This window comes from Tangfeifania sp. (assembly GCF_055108615.1).
Window position 1 is genome coordinate 82,855 of the sequence record NZ_JBSQIC010000004.1, and the last position, 13,287, is coordinate 96,141.

Below are 13,287 nucleotides of genomic sequence, written 5' to 3' on the forward strand. Positions count from 1 at the left end.
TCCAAAAGATTGCAAAAGGCAACCCTGAAAATGAATGTTTTACAGCAGGATTTTTTCAGGATTTATGCAAGCAGCCTTATGATATTTGTTTTTGTGTAAACCTTCAGGGTTTCGCAAACCTTGAAGGTTTTACTTTTGCCGCAATTTGTTTTATTGCAACATTATTTTTCTGGAAATTTGTTCCGGAAACAAAAGGGAAAAGCCTGGAACAAATTGAAAAGAGATTCATTAAAAGTTCAGCGAGCCGTTAAAATCATTTGTGTTCATCCGTGTCATCCGCCGGATTACCGCAATGATCGCAAAGGATGGCGCAATGTACGCGAAGAAATTCTTTGCGCTTCCTGCGAAACTCCTTGCGATCGTAACGGTTAAATAAATTCTGAATCCTGTGTTTAATTGTTGCCTTTCAACTGTTCAATTCTTTTGGCAATCAGTGCCCGGGTTTTATAAAGTACTTCCGGATCTGAAGAATATTTCATTGGTCCTGTAACCACCTGCTTTGCCAGATCGTTATCTTGCTCCAATTCATCCAGCAGGTAAAGGTATTCATAGTCTTCAAAACCATCGCGCAGGTTGGCAAGGCGAAGAGAAGACAGCGGACGCTTGTCACCGCTGGGATATGTCAGGTACCCGTCTCCGTTGTACTTGAGAAAGGTGTTGGGTACCCAGCCGCCCCGCAGTTGAGGAGGTGAATCATTACTGCCCCAGTGATTCGGGCTCCAGTACTCGAACCCGGTAACTCCTGTATTTGATAACAGGCAAAACCCAAATAAATTGATTGATAAATAAAGCACGACCACACAACGCGCGATCATAAAGCATTGGGGAAGAAATGGTTGTTCGAGTTTCTGTTTCGCTTCAATCCGCCAGCTACCGGATGTGCCATGTAAGTGAAGTAGCACCGGAATCCTTGGAGATTTCATACCGCCAACCGAAGTATTTAAACTGAAAACTTTTCAGGATTTATTTCATTTAATCCCCATGAAAAGTATTTTTACATACATTGCAGCGTCCAACGAATTCATCTATGAAACAATATTCAAAAGCCTGGTTGTTGAAAAAAAGTTGGAATCGGATTGCTTGTTGTCGGTCTTATTGGTGTTTTATATTTCGGATACGAAGCCATGCAGGCATCAGAAAGCTTTAACGTGCTGGGAGTTGATGTTGCAGTGAGCGAAGCCAACTGGATCCCGGTAATTTTTAGCGGGATAGTTTTAGTTGTAGGCATTATTCTGGCAATAATGGGCAAAAAACACTGACCTGTCCACCCCAAATATTTTCCCGGAGAAATCTGAAATCTATTCCCCTCCAAACAACTCCTCTTCACTGACTACCTTCACTGAAGTACTGTCATTTAGTGTTTTGCTGACTGCATTATACGGTGCCACCACCACCTCATCGCCTTCTGACAGCCCTTCGAGGATTTCAATGCTGGTATTATCCTGAATGCCGGTTTTCACTACTTTTTGCCGTACAATTCCATTCTGGTACACAAAAACCACTTCCAATTTTTCATCCGGAGTTGGGGTTGCAGTTTCATCCGGGTTATTTTGTGCATTACTTTTTGCCTCATCTTTAACGCGTGTTGTTACTGCTGAAATGGGCACTGAAATAACATTGTCGCGGGTTTCAGTCAGAATATCGATGGTAGCCGACATTCCCGGACGAAACGGGTAAATATTCGAAGCAGTGGAATCAATCAAATCGACATACGACCCGGGAAGCAGGAAAACCTTCACGTCAAAATTGGTAACCTGGTCGGTAGCTGCACCTGAAATGCTTGCTGAATTTGCAATTTCGGTTACAACCCCTTTGAAATCACGGCTGAGGTAAGCATCCACTTCAACAAGTGCCGTATCGTTTAAACTTACCCTAACAATATCATTTTCATTCACTTCGGCAAGTACTTCCATGCGTTCCAGGTCAGCAACCACCATCATTTCCGTACCTGTCATCATACTGGTTCCCACCACGCGTTCGCCTTTTTCAACGTTTAGTGCCGAAATTGTTCCTGAAATAGGGGCAAAAATCCGGGTTTTCGTGAGTTGTTCCTGCGCTTCTTCAACAGAAGCATCGGCACTCTTTACTGAAAACTCGGCCGCACGCACTTCGGCTTGTGCCACTTTGTAAGCTGATTCGGCCGATTCGTATTCTGAAACAGGAATGGTTCCCGAATCAAAAAGCTGTTTAGCACGTTTAAACGACAATTCCCGCTCTATCAACTGTGCTTCGGCTTGTGCCAGCCGCGCCTTCGATGAGTTCATGGCTGCTTCGGCACGGTTAAGTGCAGAAATGTACATGTCGGGTTTTATGACACAAAGCGGGTCACCTGCCTCCACTTCGTCGCCTTCTTCCACATATAATTCAATAATTTCGCCGGAAACATCGGGACTTATTTTTACTTCGGTTTCGGGTTGAATTTTCCCATTGGCCGTAATAAACTCAGTAATAGTTTTGCTTTCCACTTTTTCAACAGCCACGCTGATGGTGAAATCCTCACCAAACCATCCCTGTTTTTTCCCAATAACCAAAAATACAATAACAATAACCAGTAGCCCTATTGCGAAAGGCAATAATTTTTTCTTTTTCATTTTGCCGAAGTTTTATTCCATAGGTCGATTGTACCTGATCAAAATTACAACAAAATGAATAACCTGGGCGATTATTTTCCGTTATTCCTGAATTCTTACGATTTCACCAACATCCGGGCCGTCAGCCTGCTGTGTTGTTCCAGGTAAATATCTTTTTCTTTCACCATCCAGTCGAGTGTTTCTTCGGTGTAGTGCCGGATAGTGATGAGTGTTAACCCGGTATTATACCGAATGGAATAGAACGGTTCCAGTTCCTCCAGCAGCCAGTTCCAGTCGGCTTCACCGGCATCGAGCACAAGGTTCAGGTCAATGGCCGACTGCTGCATCAGCGTTACTTTCACCCGGTTTTCAATCAGAAAATTCACCACCCGGTTTATATCCTCAATGCTGATAAACGAAAAGTCTTTAGGCGAAAGGGTGATGAGCACCAGGTTTTCACGAATAATAAAAATGGGCGGCAATTCAATTTTATGGTCAATGGCCTGAATTACAGTTCCCGGATTGTCGGGCGACAGGAATGACTTCACATAGAGCGGTATCCCCTTGTTATGAAGCGGTTTCATGGTTTTGGGATGGATAATTTTAGCACCGGAGTGGGTCATCTCTACAGCTTCGCGATACGAGAGGGCATCAATCTTGGTGGTGTTTTCCATTTTTTTCGGATCGGCGCTCAGCACTCCCGGAACATCTTTCCAAAAGGAAACACTTTCGGCATTCAGCACATTCCCGATAATTGCAGCTGTAAAATCGGAGCCCTCACGACCAAGTGTTGTGGTGAGGTTGGCAGGAGTGGAGCCGATAAATCCCTGTGTAATGTAAAGGTTTTTCCCGTTGAAAGTGAAAACCTGTTTGCATAATTCTCCCGTAAGCTCCCAGTCGATGTTGGCATCGCGGTGCAAATCGTCGGTACGGATGCAGGTTCGTACATCCACCCACTGACTGGGTTTTCCAACAACATTCAGGTATTCGCTTACAATTTGAGTTGACACCAGTTCTCCGAAACAGATAATCTGGTCGTATTCAAAATTGTAGTCGAGCGACGGAGATTTATCCAGTTTTTCTTCCAGCTCATCAAAATGGTTCAGCACAGGCTCCGGTGTTATTCCTTCACCAAAAAGCTGGTGACAAATTTCGGTGTGGTAACTTTTAAACTGCCCGAAAATATCCCACTTCCGGTCTTTTTCTTCAAAATAGGCCCTCACCAGCGTTTCGAGCAAGTCGGTGGTTTTGCCCATTGCCGAAATCACTACCACCAGGTTGTTATCGTAAGCGTTAAGAATTTTTGCCAGGTTGCGCACAGCATCAGCATCTTTCACCGATGCCCCGCCAAATTTAAAAACATTCATTGTCCTGTTTTTTCAATTTTCAGCAAAACTAAAGAAATAATTCACTTGCTCATCACAGATAAACCAAAACTGGTGCTTTCCAAATTTTGATTATTTTAGCCTGAACTATTCATAAATTTTGGAAATATGAATAAAGTTCAGGTTAATCCCGACTTAGATGAAGTTGAACTTTTTATAAAAAGTTTTATTGAATCTTAGTCGCTATCGGAGATAGGGATTATTTGTGAATAATCCGGGTTAGATGCTCGCAATAAAAAAAGAATAAAAATGAATATTAGTTCAAAAGTAAAACTGAATAACGGCGTGGAGATGCCGTGGCTGGGGCTGGGCGTATTTCAGGCCAGCGAAGGCGGCGAAGTTGAAAATGCGGTAAAATCGGCACTGGACATTGGTTACCGCAGCATCGATACGGCTGCGCTTTACGGAAACGAACGCGGCGTGGGAACAGCCGTGAAGGAGAGCAGCATTGGGCGGGAAGATATTTTTATCACCTCAAAAGTGTGGAACAGCGACCAGGGCTACCGCTCAACGCTTAAAGCTTTTGAGGAAAGCCTTGATAAACTGCAAACCAATTACCTCGATTTGTACCTCATCCACTGGCCCATGAGCAAATCGGCCGAAACATGGAAAGCCATGGAAGAGTTGTATGAAAAAGGAAAAATCAAGGCCATTGGTGTCAGCAATTTCCTGATTCCGCATCTCGAAGAATTTCTACCCGGCTGCAAAGTGCCGCCGGCCGTGAACCAGGTGGAATTTCACCCGGAACTGGCGCAGCAGGAGTTGCTCGATTACTGCAATTCAAAAAATATCCGGCTCGAAGCGTGGAGTCCTATCATTAAAGGAAAAGTGAACGACCTGCCGGTGTTGCAGGCACTGGCCGCCAAGTATGGAAAAAACCCGGTGCAGGTAACGTTGCGCTGGGAAATACAAAAAGGCGTGGTTACCATTCCGAAATCGGCCAACCCGGAACGAATCGCGGCCAATGCAGACATCTTCGATTTTGAAATCAGCGACGAGGACATGGCCAAAATCGACCGGCTCGACAAACACAACCGTATCGGCCCCGACCCAAACAATGTTTCGTTTTAAAATTGAATAGCAAAAAACCAAATCGACTACAAATGAAGAACTTACTGTTCCTGAATTTACTGTTTATCCCCCTTGCCCTTTTCGCACAAATTCAGAAAAACAACCAAAGTCCGCTCACCATCGGGCAAATCATGCAGGAGCCGGACAAATGGGTGGGCAGTTTACCCGAAAATATTTACTGGGGCGAACAGGGCGAAAATATCTATTTCGACTGGAACCCGGAGCAGGACACACTTTCGTCGCTCTACCGCTATTCACTGAAAGATGAAAAAATTGAAAAAGTTTCCGTGGAAGAAAAGAAAAAGCTACCGGAAAGAAGGGGAAGCTACAACGATGATAAAACAAAAAAAGTTTACACCCGCAACGGGAACCTGTTTTTGTACGATGTAAAAAAAGAGACCCAACGCCAGCTGACCAACTGGCTGGAACGTGCATCATCGCCGCAGTTCGCGCTCAACGAATCACATATTTCGTTTATGAAAAACAACAACCTGTTTTTACTGAACCTTGAAACAGGAGCCATAAGGCAGGTAACCAATTTTGTACAGGACAAAGATAAACCTGAACGGGAAAGCCAAGGCCAGGCCGCCTGGCTGGGAAACCAGCAGATGGAGCTTTTCGATGTTTTGAAAAAACGAAAAGCGATGCAGGAAGCCCGCGAAAACCGCCGGGAGGCAGAGCAGCCCCGGCAACCGGAAAAGATTTACCTGGGCAAAAACAGGTTATCCGGTGCCTCATTGTCACCCACCGGAAATTTTGTGGTTTACACTGCCTACAAAAGTCCGGAAGGCACAAAAAACACTTCCGTAACGCAATGGATAACCGAATCGGGCTACACCGAAGAAGACAATGCACGCCCCAAAGTGGGCAGCCCCGAAACGAAAACTGAAATGGGCATTTTTGATGTGAAGCGCAACAAAACCATCGAAATTGAAACCTCAGCCATTCCCGGGCTGAAAGATCTGCCCGATTATATTTCGGATTATCCCGACAGAATGCCAAAAGACAGTTCGGAAATAAAAGAAAGGGAGTTTAACCTGCTCGGGCCCGTTTGGAACGAAACAGAAGATTTGGCTGCCGTGGTTGCGATGTCGCTCGATAACAAAGACCGCTGGATTATGCTCCTTGACCCGGGAAACGGAGAAATGGAACTCCTCGACCGTCAGCGTGATGAAGCTTGGATTGCCGGCCCCGGAATCGGTGGGTATAGTATTTCACCTGGTGAAATTGGCTGGATGCCCGATGGCCAGTCAGTTTGGTTTCATTCGGAAGAATCGGGCTATTCGCACTTGTACGTTGTGAACATTGAAACCAAAGAGAAAAAGGCACTCACATCCGGAGAGTTTGAGGTTTCGAATGCTTTCATTTCAAAAAATAAAAAACATTTCTACTTCACGGCCAACAAGGTGCATCCAGGTGTGAAACATTTTTACCGGATGCCAGTGGAAGGTGGCGAAATGACACAAATTACATCGATGGAAGGAAACAACGAAGTCTCGCTCTCGCCCGATGAGAAGATGCTGGCCATTCGCTATTCCTACGCCAACCAGCCGTGGGAGCTGTACCTGCAAAAAAACAAGGCCGGTGCCGGAGCAAAGCGAATCACCCACTCCACCACCGAGGGATTTGAAAACTACGACTGGCGCGTTCCTGAATATATCACTTTTGAAGCGGAAGACGGCGCAGATGTTCACGCCCGGTTATACCGTCCCGAAAATCCGCAAAACAACGGACCGGCAGTAATATTTGTGCACGGTGCCGGCTACCTGCAAAATGCCCATAAGTGGTGGAGCAGCTATTTCAGGGAGTACATGTTTCACAACCTACTAGTGGATAACAGCTACACCGTGCTCGACATCGACTACCGCGGAAGTGCAGGCTATGGCCGCGACTGGCGCACCGGAATCTACCGCCACATGGGTGGGAAAGACCTTTCTGACCAGGTGGACGGCGCTAAAATACTGGTGGAAAAATACAATGTTTCACCCGACAAAATTGGCATTTACGGTGGTTCGTACGGCGGGTTTATTACACTGATGGCCCTGTTTACTGAACCCGATGTATTTGCCGCCGGCGCTGCGCTACGGTCGGTTACCGACTGGGCGCACTACAACCACGGCTACACTTCCAACATCCTGAATACGCCGGTGGAAGACAGTATCGCGTATGCGCGCAGCTCGCCCATCTACTTTGCCGAAGGACTGCAGGGCGCGCTGCTTATGTGCCACGGCATGGTGGACGACAACGTGCAGTTCCAGGACATTGTGCGGCTCTCGCAACGCCTCATCGAACTGGACAAGGAAAACTGGGAGCTGGCGGTTTACCCTGTGGAACCCCACGGTTTCCGCGAACCCAGCAGCTGGACCGACGAGTACAAACGGATTTACAAGCTGTTTGAAGAGAATTTGAGGGAGTGATCAAATGGGAAGGCGGTTTCAGAAGTCCTTTTGGTATTGTAACGTAACTGAGTAATAATTTCTCCCCGTTTGAGTAGCACATTTTGGCCTTTTGAGTTGAGGTTTTACCCTTCCTGTTAGGAGTTCTGGGCATTTGAGTAGCAGTTTTCAAGAAGAAAAAACAAAACGCCCACCGGAAAGGCAGGCGTATCAATAGTTTCTGCATTTTTTATTCTTCTTCCGGAGAGTTTTCCGCTCTTTTGCTGTTCCGGCATCTCCAGTATTGACTTATATATCCTTTGTAAAACTACAGGTCGAGATATTACCGGCTACATCTGTCGCTGTCCAGGTAATAATGGTATCTCCTACCGATACTTGTGCTCCCTCTAATGTACCAGAATAATTAAAATCGTTTTCAATACCTGCAATGGTGCAATTATCATCAAATACCGGATCTAACTCATCGCCTTCAACCAGGTAATATTCTTCACCCGATTTCAGATTGAATGAAACATTTTCAACACAAGTAATTTCCGGACTGGTATCATCTTCTGCAATCACAATATTTTGTGTTTGCTTAGATATGTTGCCATGGCCATCATCATACGTCCACGTTACCGTTGTCGTGCCCACCGTGGTGATAGGTAGCTCCGCATCATGCTCCCCGCTTACTGTTCCTGAACAATTGTCGGTGGCGGTGGGCGTGGTCAGTTCAGTAACCTCACATTCAGCGGTGATATCTGCAAGCGTTTCTACATCTGCAACAGGAGCGATAGTATCTAAAACAGTAACAGTAGCCGTATCCTGAATCGAATTTTCATTTATACCCAATAAGGTAACAATCACTTCGTTTTCTCCTAAATCAGAACATCCAAATGTTGAAAGACTCTAAATAGTTTTAGAAGAAATAGTTGTTTCTCATTCATCAAGTTTCCCCACCACTTCGTATCCCGGTTTTTCAATAGTTACCTGCTTGTAAATGATATCGTTGTATTCCATGAAAGGCTTACCGTCGATTTCTATTTCGGCGGCATCGGATGGCAGTTGGCTTACAACCGCACCAACGGGCGGGTCAGCAACGGCATATCAGGTTCGGAAAATTTGCAGGAAACATTTTAAGTTAATCTTAAGACTTCCTTAATCTCTTTTAAATCATGCTGAATATAAATTTGCTGAAAAATAGATATTATGATTTCAGCAACACATTTTCATGCCATGATTATTCATTTCCCGATTGCCTTGTTATTGGCAGGTTTCTTTTCTGAAATTTTGGGATTGATCACAAAAAAGGAGTTCTTCAAAAATGCAGCAGTTTTTCTTTTGCTTTTAGGGGCGCTTGGCGCTATTGCGGCTTATATTAGTGGTGAAATGGCCGGAGAAGGCATTGAGGAAGGCCCGTTGAAGAATCCGCTTGAACTACATGCCAAGGCAGCAACGGTAACGCTTTGGCTGGCCATTGTTACAGCCCTGCTTCGGGGAACCATTTTGTTTTTTAAATACAACCGGCGTTGGATTACCTGGGTTTTTATTATCCTTTTTACGGCTCTGGCAGGTTCGGTAGCTATAACAGGTTACCTTGGCGGACAACTCGTTTATAAACACGCAGCCGGGGTGCAATTGGCCCTTCCCGATTTTGGCAATATTTCAGACGAAGATTAGATGCTTTCCGTATCTTTGAAGAAAGGTCAACTGAAAATTTTGCCATGCGAATATTAATAGTAGAAGATGAAGCATCCATTGCCAATTTTGTCCGTGACGGGTTGGAAGAAGAAGGTTATGCCGTAGATGTGGCAGACAATGGAAAGCGCGGGTTGCAACTTGCCCTCGATTATCTTCCGGAATACGATGTTATTTTACTCGATTGGATGCTGCCGGGACTTAGCGGAATAGAAATTTGCCGTAATATCCGAAAGCAAAATAAAGTGGTGCCGGTAATATTTTTAACAGCAAAAGATACGGTTGACGATGTGGTTTTTGGCCTGGAAACCGGCGCTGATGATTACATTCGTAAGCCGTTTTCGTTTGAAGAATTGCTGGCGAGGATCCGTGTTCACATGAGGAAGAATGAAACCCAGCCTGTGCTGTTTTCGACAGCCGGAATTGAAATGAATATTGAAAAACATACCGTGTTGAAGAATGGAGAACCGGTTGAACTCACACAAAAGGAATTTGCCCTGCTTGAATATTTCCTACGAAATAAAGGGAAAGTTTGCCGGCGTACCGGAATAATTGAAAAAGTGTGGGATATTCATTTTGACTACGATACTTCTGTGATTGATGTGTACATAAATGCACTCCGTAAAAAACTCGACGAACCCGGAAAACCATCGTTAATTACTACCGTCCGGGGTGTTGGTTATAAAGTGGAAGAAGACGAATGACGCTTAAATTTAAAAACCGGATTGCTTTTTTTAATACACTTGCGGTGGCTTTTACCACGGCTGTGGTGTTTCTGGTTATCTGTTTTGTGGTTTACAATACGACTTACAGTCATCTCGATGAAGATATATCGGCTGAAAAAGATGAAGTAATAAGTAATCTTTTCTGGCTTCAGGATTCCATTATAATTAACAAAATGCCGGAGTGGGAGGAAGCGGAACACAGCCAGGTAGAGGTAAATCCCACCTTTCTGCAGGTAAAGGATGTCCGTGGAAACTTAATTTTCCGGTCAAATAATTTACCGGCAAACCAGGTGCTTGAAAGTCCTCAAAAAAATGAGAATACATTTTATAACGGTGAAATAAATAACCAGAGAATACGACTTGGACAATTTCCAATAAATAATGAAAATGGAAAAACAATCGGTGAGCTTACCATTGCAGTTTCCCGTGAAGAATCACACAATGTTTTAAGCAATTTAATTTGGGTGTTGATTATAGCTTTCCCGGTAGTGCTACTGGTTCAGTTTTTTTCTTCTTCCATAGCAGCTTCCCGGGCAATAAAACCGGTACACCAGCTTATTTCTTCAGCATCGGCCATTGACGATTCAAATATTGGGAACCGGCTGGAAATGCCCTCCCATAAGGATGAACTTTATGAACTTACCCAAACCATTAACGATTTGCTTGGGAGGATTGAGAAGAGCATTTCGCAGCAAAAACAGTTCACCAGCGATGCTTCACACGAGATACGGACACCGCTTTCGGCTATTCGCGGAACATTGGAAGTACTCATACGCCGAAAACGCACTCCTGAAATTTATGAGGAGAAAATTTCCGGAATCATTGAAATGGTCGATCGGCTTGACATATTGCTGGAGCAATTATTACATCTGGCCCGCATCGATTCGGGGAAAACAATGGCCCGTGTTGAGTCAATACATCTTTTACCTGTTGTTTTAACTGTTCAGCAAAAATGGGAAACACATGCAGTTTACAAGAACATTACTTTTCATACAAATGTTCCCAAGGAAGCGATGGTGCGTTGCGACAAATTCTTCCTCGAACTAATGCTTGACAACTTGGTAAATAATGCGATAAAATATGGAATTCATAGTGGAAATGTATGGTTGAACTGGGATAACGTTTCCCAAACTTTTTCGGTCAGAGATGATGGAATTGGTATTGCCGAAAAAGATATCCCGTATATTTTTAACCGCTTTTACAGGGCCGACGAATCAAGGAGTTCTGTGGTAAAAGGCAGTGGTTTGGGCCTGTCTATTGTGCAAAAACTGGCCAGTCTGCAAAATATTGTTTTGAAGGTTACCAGTATCGAGGGCAAGGGCACCACCTTTTCGTTACGTTTCCCGTCCTGAATTTATTAAGGAGATTTTAAGAATTGTTTAAGGGAATTTAAAAAGGTGTCACTGCATCTTTGTAACGTAAATTTAAATTTAAAAAACAATTCAAAATGAAAAGAACATCTATTACAATCTTGTTAGCCATTGCTGCGGTAATGTTGCTACAATCGTTTGTCAGTAATTCATCAAACAATGAAAGTAAAAGTGCAAATGAAACCGCATTGAATTACGAGAACATGAGAGAGGCATTTAAAGGCGAAACTACCGCCAGTGCCAAGTACGCGGCCTACAGTAAAAAGGCAGAAGAAGAAGGGTATCATGAAATTGCTTTGCTGTTTAAAGCGGCATCTACTTCAGAAAAAGTTCATGCAAATAACCACAGGGCTGTTTTGCGTGAAGGAGATCAACAGGTTCCGTCGATCACACCTGAATTTACAGTGAAATCGACAAAAGAAAATCTGAAGGATGCCATTGCAGGCGAAACCTATGAAATTACAACCATGTATCCTGAATTTATTGTAAATGCCAATAAAGCCGGGAATCAGTTTTCGCTTATGAGCCTGAATTATGCCTATAAAACAGAACAGAAACATAAACCACTGTACGAAAAAGCACTGGCAGCACTGGACGGAAATAATGTGAAATCATTGCCTTCGGTATTTTATGTTTGCCCTACCTGCGGAAATACTTATGACACCAAGGCTCCGGGTCGTTGTGGAATATCGATGACCAGTTCAGAAAAATTCATAAAAATAGACTCGCTTGGTTCTTAGTAATTGTGAATGTTGAGCGTAAGCAAAAATCCCGGATTCCTCCGGGATTTTTTGTTTGGTATTATTTATCCCGCTTTGAATAAATTGCAGTATCAAAGGTTTAAGTTTAAATCCAGTTCTAAGTCCCACCCTGTTCCTTTCGTTCTTTGGCCATTTCCATGGCTTTTTTTCGCAGTTCTTTCCGTTTGTCGAGGTAAAACTCAAACTGTTCTTCATCCAGCAGTTTTTTTAGCTTTTTGTCTTTCTCTTCCGATGTTTTTCTGGCCGCTTTCAGCTGGCTTATTCTTCCCTGTACACTTTTTACTTTTTCCATTTTCAGGGCATATTCCAGGTTCAGGGCCTCAATTTTCACCAGTTGCGAATCGTTTAACTGTAGGTTTTCTTTCATCCATTCCGTTTGCAGTTGGGCGCGTTCTTCGGGTGTAAGCTGCATCCTGAAATTCTGGGCAAAAGCTCCCAACGAAAAAAAGGAAACAAAAATACCTGTTAAAATCATTTTTCTCATAACTACGTTTTTTATGGGTTGAAAATAATTCAATCCGGCTTACCAAAGAAATTTTCTTCATCGAACGGCAGAATGAATTCAACAAACAACCGGACGGTTCAACCAATGACAAATGAATAAAACAGGTTGTTGGCTTTTCGTTGTTTTTTAGTTTATCACTGCATTGATTTTTGCCCAAAGTTCATTGTCAAATCCTGAAACAGCAAAATTGGGGTTGAATGGGTCAGCGGCATTCCCCATTCTTACGATGACCATTTTTTTGCCTGGTATAACATAAATCCGCTGGTCTTTTGCACCCATTGCTGCGAACATATCTGCTGGTGCATTGGGAACTAAAAAACCAGAGTAAACGGTTTGCTCACCCGGTATCATAAATGATTTTGTATTCTTTTGGACAAGAAAATCTTTTAGAGGCTGAACTGCATTTTGATTCCAACCTAATTCCGATACAGAGGTTGTTTCCCATTCTGTGCCTGAATTTGCAGGAAAATACATAGAAGTATCTGGATGGGTCGGTGCCGGGTTGTCATCTTTACTGCAACTTGTCAATAATAGGAATGCAAATAACAATATGTTCATACATTTCATAAAATTTTAAAAATAGTTTGATATTGGACTTTTGTTTTTTCAACAGGTTTTACTTCACAAATGCATTGATACAAAGATAATTGAGCTATAAAAATTCTATATTAGTTACTATACTCAAACTAATCTTCTGTTTATGAGATTATTATCAAATATATAAAATAAAATACAACATATTAAGTGATTTTTTTATTTTCTTTTAATCTGCTATTTTTCAGCAACTTAACGATTGATATTTTAGTTGCTACAAAATCAAAAAAATA

The 13,287-nt window shown here is 43.2% G+C and carries 14 protein-coding genes and 1 pseudogene; 8 read left to right on the plus strand and 7 right to left on the minus strand.

Features of this window, described 5'->3' with window-relative positions; genetic code table 11:
• Window positions 1–83 precede the first annotated feature (83 nt).
• A complete protein-coding gene (locus ACTCNA_RS01900; RefSeq protein ID WP_462946218.1) occupies window positions 84–251 on the plus strand; it encodes an MFS transporter in 168 nt (55 codons plus the stop codon).
• A 141-nt stretch (window positions 252–392) separates the two neighbouring features.
• On the opposite strand, the gene ACTCNA_RS01905 is transcribed toward ACTCNA_RS01900, so the two are convergent.
• On the minus strand, window positions 393–923 hold the full coding sequence (locus ACTCNA_RS01905; RefSeq protein ID WP_462946199.1) for a DUF4091 domain-containing protein: 531 nt from the start codon (window positions 921–923) through the stop codon (window positions 393–395).
• 153 nt (window positions 924–1,076) lie between these two features.
• Between ACTCNA_RS01905 and ACTCNA_RS01910 the strand changes: the two genes are divergently transcribed.
• Window positions 1,077–1,259, plus strand: coding sequence for a transglycosylase (locus ACTCNA_RS01910; RefSeq protein WP_462946200.1), 183 nt, complete (start codon window positions 1,077–1,079; stop codon window positions 1,257–1,259).
• Between the two features lie 39 nt (window positions 1,260–1,298).
• Here the strand turns inward: ACTCNA_RS01910 and ACTCNA_RS01915 are convergent, their stop codons facing one another.
• Window positions 1,299–2,591, minus strand: a complete 1,293-nt coding sequence (locus ACTCNA_RS01915; protein ID WP_462946201.1) for an efflux RND transporter periplasmic adaptor subunit — start codon at window positions 2,589–2,591, stop codon at window positions 1,299–1,301.
• Window positions 2,592–2,686: 95 nt separating this feature from the next.
• The gene (locus ACTCNA_RS01920; RefSeq protein WP_462946202.1) at window positions 2,687–3,937 is read right to left on the minus strand and encodes an aspartate kinase; all 1,251 of its coding nucleotides are present in this window, start codon (window positions 3,935–3,937) and stop codon (window positions 2,687–2,689) included.
• A gap of 267 nt (window positions 3,938–4,204) precedes the next feature.
• On the opposite strand from ACTCNA_RS01920, the gene ACTCNA_RS01925 reads away from it, so the two are divergent.
• Together ACTCNA_RS01925 and ACTCNA_RS01930 are read left to right on the plus strand one after the other, a co-directional pair.
• Window positions 4,205–5,026, plus strand: a complete 822-nt coding sequence (locus ACTCNA_RS01925; protein ID WP_462946203.1) for an aldo/keto reductase — start codon at window positions 4,205–4,207, stop codon at window positions 5,024–5,026.
• A gap of 32 nt (window positions 5,027–5,058) precedes the next feature.
• Window positions 5,059–7,443: a S9 family peptidase gene (locus tag ACTCNA_RS01930; RefSeq protein ID WP_462946204.1), complete on the plus strand. Its 2,385-nt coding sequence runs from the start codon at window positions 5,059–5,061 to the stop codon at window positions 7,441–7,443.
• Between the two features lie 267 nt (window positions 7,444–7,710).
• On the opposite strand, the gene ACTCNA_RS01935 is transcribed toward ACTCNA_RS01930, so the two are convergent.
• Together ACTCNA_RS01935 and ACTCNA_RS01940 are read right to left on the minus strand one after the other, a co-directional pair.
• On the minus strand, window positions 7,711–8,268 hold the full coding sequence (locus ACTCNA_RS01935) for an HYR domain-containing protein (protein ID WP_462946205.1): 558 nt from the start codon (window positions 8,266–8,268) through the stop codon (window positions 7,711–7,713).
• 72 nt (window positions 8,269–8,340) lie between these two features.
• Window positions 8,341–8,496, minus strand: a pseudogene (locus tag ACTCNA_RS01940) (DUF6515 family protein); the annotation flags it as partial.
• Between the two features lie 114 nt (window positions 8,497–8,610).
• Between ACTCNA_RS01940 and ACTCNA_RS01945 the strand changes: the two are divergent.
• The 4 genes from ACTCNA_RS01945 (at window position 8,611) to ACTCNA_RS01960 (ending at window position 11,934) form a co-directional block, all read left to right on the plus strand.
• On the plus strand, window positions 8,611–9,081 hold the full coding sequence (locus ACTCNA_RS01945) for a DUF2231 domain-containing protein (RefSeq protein WP_462946206.1): 471 nt from the start codon (window positions 8,611–8,613) through the stop codon (window positions 9,079–9,081).
• 44 nt (window positions 9,082–9,125) lie between these two features.
• A complete protein-coding gene (locus tag ACTCNA_RS01950) occupies window positions 9,126–9,803 on the plus strand; it encodes a response regulator transcription factor (protein WP_462946207.1) in 678 nt (225 codons plus the stop codon).
• Window positions 9,800–11,176: a sensor histidine kinase gene (locus ACTCNA_RS01955; RefSeq protein WP_462946208.1), complete on the plus strand. Its 1,377-nt coding sequence runs from the start codon at window positions 9,800–9,802 to the stop codon at window positions 11,174–11,176. The genes ACTCNA_RS01950 and ACTCNA_RS01955 overlap by 4 nt, the downstream gene beginning before the upstream one ends.
• 95 nt (window positions 11,177–11,271) lie before the next feature.
• Window positions 11,272–11,934, plus strand: a complete 663-nt coding sequence (locus ACTCNA_RS01960; RefSeq protein ID WP_462946209.1) for a rubrerythrin family protein — start codon at window positions 11,272–11,274, stop codon at window positions 11,932–11,934.
• 118 nt (window positions 11,935–12,052) lie between these two features.
• Here ACTCNA_RS01960 and ACTCNA_RS01965 read toward each other — a convergent pair whose 3' ends face one another.
• Entirely contained in the window at window positions 12,053–12,439 is a 387-nt protein-coding gene (locus ACTCNA_RS01965; protein ID WP_462946210.1) for a hypothetical protein, read from the minus strand.
• Window positions 12,440–12,586: 147 nt separating this feature from the next.
• Window positions 12,587–13,018 (minus strand): hypothetical protein, encoded by a 432-nt coding sequence (locus tag ACTCNA_RS01970; protein WP_462946211.1) that lies wholly within the window; start codon window positions 13,016–13,018, stop codon window positions 12,587–12,589.
• Window positions 13,019–13,287: the final 269 nt, after the last annotated feature.

Coding starts and splice junctions, on each gene's coding strand:
- ACTCNA_RS01905 (WP_462946199.1), bottom strand. CDS start 923: ATGAAATCTCCAAGGATTCCGGTGCTACTTCACTTACATGGCACATCC.
- ACTCNA_RS01915 (WP_462946201.1), bottom strand. CDS start 2,591: ATGAAAAAGAAAAAATTATTGCCTTTCGCAATAGGGCTACTGGTTATT.
- ACTCNA_RS01920 (WP_462946202.1), bottom strand. CDS start 3,937: ATGAATGTTTTTAAATTTGGCGGGGCATCGGTGAAAGATGCTGATGCT.
- ACTCNA_RS01925 (WP_462946203.1), top strand. CDS start 4,205: ATGAATATTAGTTCAAAAGTAAAACTGAATAACGGCGTGGAGATGCCG.
- ACTCNA_RS01930 (WP_462946204.1), top strand. CDS start 5,059: ATGAAGAACTTACTGTTCCTGAATTTACTGTTTATCCCCCTTGCCCTT.
- ACTCNA_RS01945 (WP_462946206.1), top strand. CDS start 8,611: ATGATTTCAGCAACACATTTTCATGCCATGATTATTCATTTCCCGATT.
- ACTCNA_RS01950 (WP_462946207.1), top strand. CDS start 9,126: ATGCGAATATTAATAGTAGAAGATGAAGCATCCATTGCCAATTTTGTC.
- ACTCNA_RS01955 (WP_462946208.1), top strand. CDS start 9,800: ATGACGCTTAAATTTAAAAACCGGATTGCTTTTTTTAATACACTTGCG.
- ACTCNA_RS01960 (WP_462946209.1), top strand. CDS start 11,272: ATGAAAAGAACATCTATTACAATCTTGTTAGCCATTGCTGCGGTAATG.
- ACTCNA_RS01965 (WP_462946210.1), bottom strand. CDS start 12,439: ATGAGAAAAATGATTTTAACAGGTATTTTTGTTTCCTTTTTTTCGTTG.
- ACTCNA_RS01970 (WP_462946211.1), bottom strand. CDS start 13,018: ATGAACATATTGTTATTTGCATTCCTATTATTGACAAGTTGCAGTAAA.